The sequence below is a fragment of the Streptomyces sp. NPDC047042 genome (genome assembly GCF_040644035.1).
In the GTDB taxonomy this organism is placed as follows: Bacteria; Actinomycetota; Actinomycetes; order Streptomycetales; family Streptomycetaceae; genus Streptomyces.
The window spans coordinates 315,518-325,429 of the sequence record NZ_JBEYVP010000005.1 but is presented as its reverse complement, the minus strand read 5'-3'; the positions used below and the strand labels follow the sequence as shown (position 1 = coordinate 325,429).

Below are 9,912 nucleotides of genomic sequence, written 5' to 3'. Positions count from 1 at the left end.
GGCCGACGGCCAGATCGTGGCCCGCCGCGTCCTGGCCGTCGGCCCGCGGATGGAGGCCCGCACCCAGGGCCTGGAAGGTCTGGGCCTGCCGGTGGGCCGCGGTTACACCTCCGGCATCGCCGGCGTCACCGAGGTGCCGGGTGTGTGGGTGGCCGGCAACGTCACCGATCCGGTCGCCCAGGTCGGGGCCTCCGCGGCGGCCGGCGCACTGGCCGCCGCCAACATCAACAGCAGCCTGGCCATCGCGGACACCGACGCCGCCCTCCAGAGCTGAGAACTCGGCCCGTCACCCACTCGCCTCACCTTCAGTGATCCTCGGCATCCTCAACGGCCGACCCACCCCCACCAGATGGAGGAAAAACCATGTCCGAGCGCAATCCCATTCTGATCACCGGTGCCGGCGGCCAAGTCGGTGGCGTGAGCAGGGTGATGATCGACATGCTGCTCGAACAGGGCCACCCGGTACGCGCGTTCGTGCGACGGGACGACGAACGCGCGCAGTCGCTGCGCGAGGCCGGGGCCGAGGTCTTCGTCGGCGACCTGCTCAACCTCGCGGACGTGGCCTCCGCGCTGAAGGGTGTCCGGCGCGTCTACTTCAGCATGAGCGCGCAGCCGTACTACGCCGACGCCATCACCGTGATGGCCGCGGCGGCGCGAGCCCAGGGCGACATCGAGGCCTTCGTGAACATGTCCAACTACGAGCAGTCGTACATGACGCTCGAGAAGATGACCGCACCGGACGAGGAGCGGCGTTCCTGGCTCGGCGGACTGGTCACGGACTGGTCACCGCAGCAGCGGGCGCACTGGGTCAGCGAGCGGGTGCTGGACTGGTCCGGCCTCCCGACCGTCAACGTGCGTGCGACCATGTTCGCCGAGTCCCCCCACCTGACCTGGATGCAGGTGGGCCCGCTGAGCAACGGTGAACTGCGTTTGCCCTACGGCAACCAGCGGATCGCGCCCATCGCCGTTCACGACCTGGCAGAGGTGTGCGTCAAGCTGCTGCTCGATCCCGCACCGCACATCTCGAAGTCCTACGCGCTCACCGGCCCGGAGCTGAAGGACATGTACGGGTTCGCGGAGGACTACGCGGCCGCGCTGGGACGCCAGGTCACCTACATCCCTGAGGAAGTGGAGGCCTGGAACGAGGCCTTCATGGACGAGAACCTGCAGAAGGCCCTGGGCGATCCGGCTGTGGCCCAACACGTGGCGGCGCACCTGAAGATCCAGGCCAGGCTGATCGCCGGCGGGCGCTACGACGTCCTCTCCGACCAACTGGAAACCCTGCTCGGGCGCCCGCCGCGGACCATGCGGTGGGCGCTGCAGAACAACACTCGCCTGCGCGAACTGGCGGCTGCCCCGAACCAGTGAGCGCTCCGGAGCAAACCACGACGCCACGCGATGGCCGACCAACTGATTCCGCTCGTTTGCCCCGTCCCCCTCAGGAGCTTTTGATGTCTTTCTTTGCGACTACCCCCGTGGAGAAAATGCCCGGGCCGTACGCGCGGCGCTGGTGGGCGCTGCTCGTGCTGTGTCTGAGCCTGCTGATCACGGTGATGGCGAACACGTCACTGATCGTGGCCGCCCCCGACATGACCTCCGACCTGGGCCTGAGCAGCAGTGATCTGCAGTGGGTCGTCGACAGCTACACCGTTCCGTACGCGGCCCTGATGCTGGTGCTGGGCGCGATCGGCGACAAGTACAGCCGGCGCGGCGCGCTGGTCACCGGTCTGCTGATCTTCGCCGCCGGTTCGGTGATGGGCAGCATGGTCGACGAGACCTCGCTGGTCATCGTGGCCCGCGCGATCATGGGTATCGGTGCCGCGGTCGTGATGCCGGCCACGCTGTCCCTGGTGGTCGCGACCTTCCCCCGGACCGAGCGGGCCAAGGCGATCACCGCCTGGGCCGCGACCTCCGGGGTGGCGGTGGCCGTCGGCCCGCTGGTCTCCGGCTGGCTGCTCGAGGACCACGCCTGGGGCTCGACCTTCCTCATCAACGTGCCGCTCGCCGTGCTCGCCGTGTTCGGCGCTCTCGCCCTGGTGCCGCCGTCCAAGGCGGAGGGCATGGACCGGATCGACTACGTCGGCGGTCTGCTGTCGATCGTCTCCGTCGGCTCCCTGATCTACGCCGCCATCGAGGGCCCGCACTCCGGCTGGGGCGTCGGCCCCGTCACCGCCGCCGTGGTCGCCGGCGTGGGTCTGGCCGCCTTCGTCGCCTGGGAGCTGCGCCACCCGCACCCGATGCTGGACGTCCGCAGGTTCGCGCTGCGGCCCTTCAGCGGCTCGATGCTCGCGGTGATGTTCTTCTTCTTCGGTATGTTCGCCGTGCTCTACTACTCGACGCAGTTCCTGCAGTTCGTCCTCGGCTACGGCGCCCTGGACACGGGCCTGCGGCTGCTGCCGCTGGGCGGTGCGGTGTTCCTCGGGTCCGCGCTGACCGGGCTGCTCACCCCGAAGCTGGGCGTGAAGGTGATGGTTGTGACCGGCCTGGCCGTCGGCACGGCGGGCATGTTCCTGCTCACCCAGATCGACAAGAGCTCGACGTACGGGGACTTCCTGGTGCCGCTGATGATGCTGGGCCTCGCGCTCGGACTGGCCATCTCCCCGGCGACCGACACGATCATGGGTTCCTTCCCCGAGTCCGAGCTGGGCGTCGGCGGCGGTGTCAACGACACCGCACTCGAGCTGGGCGGGGCGCTGGGCATCGCGGTGCTGGGCTCGCTGCTGGGCACCGCCTACCGGGACGAGCTGACCGACCTGGTCGGCAACCGGCTCCCGGCCGAGGCGATGGACATCGCCCAGGACTCGGTCGGCGCCGGCCTGGCCGTCGCGCAGCGGGTCGCGCAGGATCCCTCCGCCGGGCCCCAGCAGGCCCAGGCCGCCGTGGACGCCGTCCACCAGGCCTTCGCCCACGGAGTCGCCCAGACCAGCCTCATCGGCGCCATCATCATGGCCGCCGGAACGGCGCTCGTCCTGCTGATCCTGCCGGGCCGGCGCGGCTTCGCGAAGCAGAACGCCGAGCCGGATGCCCAGACGACGGCGAGCCAGGCGGCGACCGTGCGGGAGCACACCGGAGCCACCCGCTAGATCGGCGACGGGGCGACCGGCGGATCGCCGGGGACCGCATCCGCCGGATCGCCCACCTCACCGTCGTCGGCCTCCGGGCTGCCCCGGGGCTCACCTCCGGGGCAGCCACCGCGTGCGTCGTTGACCGAGACGCGTGCGGTGCCGGTCGCCGCGACGGCTGGACCTCGTTCGTGTGCGGTACGCCGCGCACGGCTGAGCCCTTCGGAGGGGCCCAGCCGTTCGGCGTGACTCAGTCCCGCAGCTGGTCGATCTGGCGCAGCTTGTTCGTCGCGTCCAGCGCCGCCACCTTGTAGGACTCCGCGAGCGTCGGGTAGTTGAAGACCGCGTTGACCAGGTAGTCGACCGTGCCGCCGCAGCCCATCACGGACTGGCCGATGTGGATCAGCTCGGTCGCTCCCGTGCCGAAGCAGTGGACGCCGAGGAGTTTGCGGGTCTCCGGGCAGACCAGCAGCTTCAGCATGCCGTGGGAGTCGCCGATGATCTGGCCCCGGGCCAGTTCACGGTAACGGGAGACGCCCACCTCGAACGGGATGCTCTCCTCGGTGAGTTGGTCCTCGGTCCGGCCGATGAAGCTGATCTCGGGGATGGTGTAGATGCCGATGGGCTGGAGGTTGTGCATCGGGTCGACCGGTTCGCCGAAGGCGTGGTACGCCGCTGCCCGGCCCTGTTCCATCGACGTCGCGGCGAGGGCCGGGAAGCCGATGACGTCGCCGACGGCGTAGATGTGCGGCACCTCGGTACGGTAGTGCTCGTCGACCGTGATCCGGCCGCGCCGGTCGGCGGACAACCCGGCCTTGTCCAGGGCGAGTTCGTCGGTGAGGCCCTGGCGGCCCGCCGAGTACATCACGGCGTCCGCGGGGATCTTCTTGCCGCTCTCCAGGACGGTGAGGGTGCCCCGGGAATGACGTTCCACCGCCGCGACCGTCTCCCCGAAGCGGAACGTGACGGCCAGGTCCCGCAGGTGGTACTTGAGCGACTCAATCACCTCGACGTCGCACATGTCGAGCATCCCGGCGCGCTTCTCGACCACCGTGATCTTGCTGCCCAGCGCGGCGAACATACTGGCGTATTCCATACCTATGACACCAGCACCCACGATGACCATGGAACGCGGCACCCGTTCCAGGTTGAGCACGTTGTCGGAGTCCATGATCGTGCGTTCGTCGAACTCGACGGTGTCCGGGCGGGCCGGCCGGGTCCCGGTGGCGATGACGATGTGCTCGGCGCTCAACAGCCTTTCGTTGCCGTTGACTTCGTCGACAGCCACGGTGTGGTCGTCGACGAAGCGGCCGGTGCCGGCGTACAGGGAGACGTGGTTGCGGGAGAGTTGGCTGCGGATGACGTCGACCTCCCGGCTGACCACGTGCTCGGTGCGCGCGGTCAGGTCGGCGACGGTGATGTCCTCCTTGAGGCGGTAGCTCTGGCCGTACAGATCGCGCTGCGTGAGGCCGGTGAGGTAGAGCACCGCCTCGCGCAGCGTCTTGGAGGGGATGGTGCCGGTGTGGATGGAGACCCCGCCGACCATGTCGGGGCGGTCGATGACGGCGACCCGGCGGCCGAGCTTGGCCGCCGCGATGGCAGCCTTCTGGCCGCCCGGGCCGGATCCTATGACAAGCATGTCGAAGTCGGGCACCCTGCCGAGTCTGTCAGCCCGGTGCCGCAGCCCGGAAGGGTGAGCGGGCAACACGTGACCTCAACACCGGCACTTCGCTGCCCAGTTCCCCGCTCACCTCGCGTCTTCCCCCGGCTCAGGCCTCGTGCGGAGTGAGCCGCTCCAGACCCTTGCGGTCGTAGTAGCGGGCCATCGCGAAGCCGAAGAGCAGGGCGAGCGCGGCGCCCACGGCGATCATGATCCAGGCGCGGGTGAGCCCCGCGTCCCCCCGGGCGTCGAAGTAGAGGATGGCGCGGACCCCGTCGCCGAGCTGGCGCATGGGCTCGAACACGGACAGGAAGCGGTAGAAGTCCGGCACCGCCTGGAGCGGGACCGTGGCACCGGACGAGGGCAGGCCCAGCACGATGAACACGAACATCGACACGAGCTGCCCGATCCCGCCGAAGGCCGCGTTGATGGCCTGGACGCCGAGGCCGACCGCGAGGGTGGCGCAGTACGAGTACAGCCAGAGCAGGGGCAGGTGATCGGCGTCCATGCCGAGGATGCCGACGGTGGCGACCATGATCAGGGAGACGCTCAGCAGCGTGATCCCGGCGGTCATCCCCATCTTCAGCAGCAGCGTCTGGGTCCGGGTGATGGGGACCGTTCGCCTGCGTGTGTGCCAGGGGCCGATCTCGTTGTCCGCGTATCCGAGGGAGGTGTCCACGCCGTTGTTGATGACGTTGCCGCCGAGGAAGCCGGCCAGCACGAGCAGCAGCGTGTAGTAGAAGGTGCTGAGGCCGAGACCGCTGTGGGTGCCGATGGGGTGGCCGACCTGCGGGGTGACCGTGACCGGGTCGGCCAGCAGCAGCTTCGTCGTGGCGTTCGCCCCCTTCGCGTTCGCCGTCAGCTGCTTGCCGATGGTCTGCGAGGCCTGGTGCGCGGCCTGCGTGGTGATCTGGCTGGCGAGGGAGGAACCGAGGCTGCCCTTGCCGGGGTTCGTCAGCACGGTCAGCGCCGGACGGGCGGTGGCGTCGGCGCCGCTCAGCGCGGCGACCGAGGCGGTGAAGCCGTCGGGAACGACCAGCGCGCCATAGAGCTTGCCCGAGTCCAGCTCGTCCTGCGCCTGGGCGAGGCTGAGTCGACGCCAGTCGGCCTTGTCGCCGTTGGAGGTGTCGGTGACGACGGCCTGGGTGATCTGCGCACCCAGGTTCTCCTTCTGTCCGGGCAGCGCCGCGCCCCGGTCCGCGTTGACGATGCCGATGGGCAGCTCGTGCAGGTCGCGGTTGGGGCTCACGATGCCGCCCATGTAGAGCAGCGACAGCAGCAGCGCGAGCAGCCCGGTCAGGACGGTGGGCAACAGCCACAACTTGGGCCGCCCCAGGAGGGCGGTGGCACGCGCGTGGACGCCGGAGGCCGGGGACGGCGAGGGAGAGGAAGAAGGGGTGGGGTCGGCAGACGGGGAGGAGGCGGGGGCAGGGGACGGGGATGACGGGGGTTCGGACTTGTTGTCCTCGGTTGCCATGGTTCTCCGGTGGCTCTTGAGCGGTCCGGACCGTGCGGGAGACGGTCGTCGTATCGGCGAGGTACGGGCGCGGATCCGGGGCGTCGGCGCCTGCCGGGCCAGGATCGTGTCTACGGCGGCACAGCCGTGTCAACGACTCGCCGAGCCGGAGACTACGTCCCCCGGGTGAACACCCCGCACGGCAGGTCCCCGCCCCGGAGGCCCGACGCCGACCGTCGCTCAAGTCGGCCCCGAGCAGCCCGAGAAGGTGCTCGGCGGACACGTGCCCGGCGTTCAGTACTCCTCGTACTCAACTCGCCTGCTCCGTAAGCCCGTTACCGGGAAGGGACGAGGAAGGTGAGCGCCCGCCGCGTCACATCGCGTCGAGATAGTCCCGCAGCACCCGGGTGCGGGACGCGTGGCGCAGCTTCGACATCGTCTTCGCCTCGATCTGGCGGATGCGTTCGCGGGTCACGCCGTACACCTGGCCGATCTCCTCCAGGGTTCTGGTCCCGCCGCCGGACAGGCCGTAGCGCAGGGAGATGATCCCGGCCTCCCGCGGGGTCATCTCCGCGAGGATGGACTGGATGGTCTCCTGCAGCAGCAGGAAGGTGACCATGTCCATCGGGGTGAGGCTGTCGCGGTCCTCGATCAGGTCGCCGAACTCGCCGTCCCCGTCCTCGCCGAGGGTGGTGTGCAGCGAGACGGGTTCTCTGGTGTAGGCGGCGAGTTCCGGCAGCCGCTCCACGGGAACGCCCGCCCTCTCCGCCAGTTCCTGCGGCGAGGGTTCCACACCGAGATCCTGGATCAGCTCGCGGCGGGTGCGGGCCACCCGGTTGATGACCTCGACCAGATGCACCGGGATACGGATGGTCCGGCCCTGGTCGGCCAGCGCGCGCGAGATCGCCTGGCGGATCCACCAGGTCGCGTACGTCGAGAACTTGAAGCCCTTGGTGTAGTCGAACTTCTCGACCGCCCTGATCAGGCCCGTGTTGCCCTCCTGGACCAGGTCCAGGAACAGCAGCCCGCGGCCCGTGTAACGCTTGGCGACGGACACCACCAGGCGGAGGTTCGCCTCGATGAGGTGGGCTCTGGAGCGCTCCGCGTCCTCGGCGAGGAGCTGCAGTTCCCGCCGGAGCCCGGCGTCCGCGGGCGGGTCCTCCAGCAGCTTGTGCTCCGCGTACAGCCCGGCCTCGATCCGTTTGGCGAGGTCGACCTCCTGCTCCGCGCTGAGGAGCCGTACGCGCGCGATGAGCCGGAGGTAGTCCCTGACCTGGTCGACCGAGCCGCCCCCGGTGGTGAGCCGGGGGAGGGGAGCGTCGCTCTCGTCCTCGGTGGCCGGGTCGAACACGTCGGGCACCTCCGTGTCGGTGGCCATCGTGCTCACTTCCTCTCCAGGAGTGCACGCGGGAACGTCCCCGTAGGAGAACGAACCTCGACCGCCACGTGTTCCGTGGTGCCCTGGGCAATCGCCCGGCCGCCTTCGCGACGGCGGCCGCGTCAGCAGTCGCGGAACTCCGGCGACTGGTTGAGGACCTGCGAGCGCAGCGAGGTGAAGCGGGCGTAGGTCGCGCCGCTCCGCGCGCCGGGGTGGAAGGCCGCGACCCGGTGACAGTTCTGGAAGGCGAGCGCGATACCGAAGTGCCGCTCGAGGCTCCCCCTGATCGCGTCGCTGGCCAGCGCCCGCAGCAGCTGGCCGCGCTCCTTCTCGGAGGGCGGCGGGGTCTGGTTGTCGGCGAACTCGGCGGTGCCGCCCTGGAGTTCGGAGGCGAGGTCGGAGATCAGGTTGTAGGCGTAGGGGAGCGAGGTGCGGACGGTTTCGACGAAGTCGTCCTCACGGATGTCACCCTGCTCGGCTTCGGCGAGGAGCTGGGGGGAGACGTCGAGCGACATGAAGGTGGTTCCTGTTCTTTCGGTGTCGTGCGTTTTTCTTGCGTTTATTACGTTTCTTACGTTTTTCTTGCGTTCTCGCGCATGGGGGGATCGGCTGAGGGTGATCAGCTGAGGGCGGAGGGCCCGTGCGCGAATTCCGGGTCCACCTGTTCGGCGAGGTTCAGCCCCGTCGCCCTGTCCGCCCACGCTGTGGCGTTGCGCAGATGGAACTCGACGGCGTGCCGCTGGAAGGTGGTCCAGTCCTTGGGGCGGGCGTCGACCGCGTCCCGGAGCAGATTCAGGGCGTGCAGGTTCTGCGGCTCCAACTCGCCCTGGTCCCGGCCCTGTTCGGCGGCGCGTACCCAACTGGACTGGACGAGGTGGGTGAGCAGGTCGTCGCCGGTCTCCTCCTTGAGGAAGAGCAGGTCGTCCTCGCCGGTGACCTTGTTGCCGATCACCGCGAGCGGAATCCCGAACTCGCGGGCGTGGTCGCGGTATTGGCGGTAGACGGAGACGCCCTTGCGGGTCGGCTCGGCGACCAGGAACGTCATGTCGAACCGGGTGAACAGCCCGGAGGCGAACGCGTCCGCGCCCGCGGTCATGTCGACGACGACGTACTCGCCGGGGCCGTCGACGAGATGGTTGAGGTACAGCTCCACCGCGCCCAGCTTGGAGTGGTAGCAGGCCACCCCGAGGTCGCTCTCCTCGAAGGCGCCGGTCGCCATCAGCGGGACGCCGCCCACCTGTTCGACGTGCCGATCGTGGATCTCGTCGTCGCCGAGCAGGCGCAGCAGCCGTGAGCCCCGGCCGGCCGGAGTCGTCTTGACCATGGCCTCGCGCGACTCAATGCGCGGGTTGGTGCCCCGCAGAAAGTCCTTGATGTCGCCCAGATGGGCGCTGAGCGGCGGTGCGGCGAAGGACTCGCCGTCGACCGGGTCGAGCGCCTCGGCCAGGTGCTGGTTGATGTCGCCGTCGATGGCGAGCACGGGCGCGCCGGAGCGTGCGAGATGGCGGGAGAACAGTGCGGACAGCGTGGTCTTGCCGCTGCCCCCCTTACCGACGAACGCGACGCGCATTACCGGGCCGCTCCGCGTTCCTGGGCAACTGGCGCCGTGCCAATAATTTTGAAAATGAATGTCATGTGGCAAGTATTTATGCGGCACCTGAGGCTCTGTCAAATCACCTCGCACCCAACGGGGCGGCGAGCTAAATGCATATGATGTGCAGGTGCGTGACTACTGCATAAGAACCGCGACGCCCGACGATCTCGATGGCGCGCGCGCCGTCATGCTCGACACCGTCTACCGCGATTTCGGAACGGGCTATGTGCCTCGCTGGCACGGCGACATCGTCGACCCGGCGACCGCCTATCTCGCGCCCGCCCGTCACACCCTCCTGGTCGCGGTCGATGAGAGCGACGCGAGCGTCGTGGCCACCGCCGCCCTCGACTCGCGCGGCCCCCTCCATCCGCCCAACCCGCGCCAGGTCGCCGAGCGCTATCCCTCGGGCGCCACCGCGCAGTTGCGGCGGGTGTACGTTCGTCAGGAGCACCGCAGGCGCGGTCTGGCCCGGCGGCTCGTGGCCGAACTGCTGGCCTTCGCGAAGGCCGACGGCGGCTATCGCGCGGTGTATCTGCACACGGACCCGACGGTGGCCGGCGCCGAGGGTTTCTGGCGGTCGCTGGGCAAGGTCGTGCACGACGAGCGCGAGGGCGCGAGCGGTGGGCAGGCCGTGGTGCACTTCGAGGTTCCGCTGCTGCCGTGAGCGTCCGCCGGCCGGTGCGGGCTGGCTATTGGAAATGATTATCAGATAGTCTCCCGTCTTGCCGTGCGGCCCTGCCGCCCCGCCCCGCCCTGCCCCGC

Annotated in this window: 8 protein-coding genes and 1 pseudogene; 4 read left to right on the top strand and 5 right to left on the bottom strand. The window is 69.4% G+C overall.

Annotated elements, in window-relative coordinates; all coding sequences use genetic code 11:
* From ABZ855_RS07825 to ABZ855_RS07815, 3 genes and pseudogenes are all read left to right on the top strand, one after another.
* A pseudogene (locus ABZ855_RS07825) lies at nt 1–274 on the top strand (NAD(P)/FAD-dependent oxidoreductase); the annotation flags it as partial.
* An 89-nt stretch (nt 275–363) separates the two neighbouring features.
* On the top strand, nt 364–1,368 hold the full coding sequence (locus tag ABZ855_RS07820) for an NAD(P)H-binding protein (protein WP_360802603.1): 1,005 nt from the start codon (nt 364–366) through the stop codon (nt 1,366–1,368).
* 83 nt (nt 1,369–1,451) lie between these two features.
* The gene (locus tag ABZ855_RS07815; RefSeq protein WP_360802600.1) at nt 1,452–3,083 is read left to right on the top strand and encodes an MFS transporter; all 1,632 of its coding nucleotides are present in this window, start codon (nt 1,452–1,454) and stop codon (nt 3,081–3,083) included.
* Nucleotides 3,084–3,312: 229 nt separating this feature from the next.
* Here ABZ855_RS07815 and sthA read toward each other — a convergent pair whose 3' ends face one another.
* The 5 genes from sthA to ABZ855_RS07790 all read right to left on the bottom strand — a co-directional run bounded on the left by sthA (nt 3,313) and on the right by ABZ855_RS07790 (nt 9,126).
* Nucleotides 3,313–4,716: a Si-specific NAD(P)(+) transhydrogenase gene (gene sthA / locus ABZ855_RS07810; protein ID WP_360802597.1), complete on the bottom strand. Its 1,404-nt coding sequence runs from the start codon at nt 4,714–4,716 to the stop codon at nt 3,313–3,315.
* A gap of 115 nt (nt 4,717–4,831) precedes the next feature.
* Nucleotides 4,832–6,199: a DUF3533 domain-containing protein gene (locus ABZ855_RS07805; RefSeq protein ID WP_360802594.1), complete on the bottom strand. Its 1,368-nt coding sequence runs from the start codon at nt 6,197–6,199 to the stop codon at nt 4,832–4,834.
* A 352-nt stretch (nt 6,200–6,551) separates the two neighbouring features.
* Nucleotides 6,552–7,556 carry an RNA polymerase sigma factor gene (locus ABZ855_RS07800; protein ID WP_360802591.1) on the bottom strand — a complete coding sequence of 335 codons (1,005 nt, stop codon included), beginning with the start codon at nt 7,554–7,556 and terminating at the stop codon, nt 6,552–6,554.
* A 122-nt stretch (nt 7,557–7,678) separates the two neighbouring features.
* Nucleotides 7,679–8,071 carry an SCO5389 family protein gene (locus tag ABZ855_RS07795; RefSeq protein WP_360802588.1) on the bottom strand — a complete coding sequence of 131 codons (393 nt, stop codon included), beginning with the start codon at nt 8,069–8,071 and terminating at the stop codon, nt 7,679–7,681.
* A gap of 104 nt (nt 8,072–8,175) precedes the next feature.
* Complete coding sequence (locus tag ABZ855_RS07790; RefSeq protein WP_360802585.1) at nt 8,176–9,126, bottom strand: ATP-binding protein; 951 nt, start codon at nt 9,124–9,126, stop codon at nt 8,176–8,178.
* A gap of 151 nt (nt 9,127–9,277) precedes the next feature.
* On the opposite strand from ABZ855_RS07790, the gene ABZ855_RS07785 reads away from it, so the two are divergent.
* Nucleotides 9,278–9,814 carry a GNAT family N-acetyltransferase gene (locus ABZ855_RS07785; protein WP_360802582.1) on the top strand — a complete coding sequence of 179 codons (537 nt, stop codon included), beginning with the start codon at nt 9,278–9,280 and terminating at the stop codon, nt 9,812–9,814.
* The last annotated feature ends 98 nt before the right edge of the window (nt 9,815–9,912 follow it).

What these genes read in the sequence shown, in the direction of transcription:
- ABZ855_RS07805 (WP_360802594.1), bottom strand. Translation starts at nt 6,199, where the DNA reads ATGGCAACCGAGGACAACAAGTCCGAACCCCCGTCATCCCCGTCCCCT.
- ABZ855_RS07820 (WP_360802603.1), top strand. Translation starts at nt 364, where the DNA reads ATGTCCGAGCGCAATCCCATTCTGATCACCGGTGCCGGCGGCCAAGTC.
- ABZ855_RS07800 (WP_360802591.1), bottom strand. Translation starts at nt 7,556, where the DNA reads ATGGCCACCGACACGGAGGTGCCCGACGTGTTCGACCCGGCCACCGAG.
- ABZ855_RS07790 (WP_360802585.1), bottom strand. Translation starts at nt 9,126, where the DNA reads ATGCGCGTCGCGTTCGTCGGTAAGGGGGGCAGCGGCAAGACCACGCTG.
- ABZ855_RS07815 (WP_360802600.1), top strand. Translation starts at nt 1,452, where the DNA reads ATGTCTTTCTTTGCGACTACCCCCGTGGAGAAAATGCCCGGGCCGTAC.
- ABZ855_RS07795 (WP_360802588.1), bottom strand. Translation starts at nt 8,071, where the DNA reads ATGTCGCTCGACGTCTCCCCCCAGCTCCTCGCCGAAGCCGAGCAGGGT.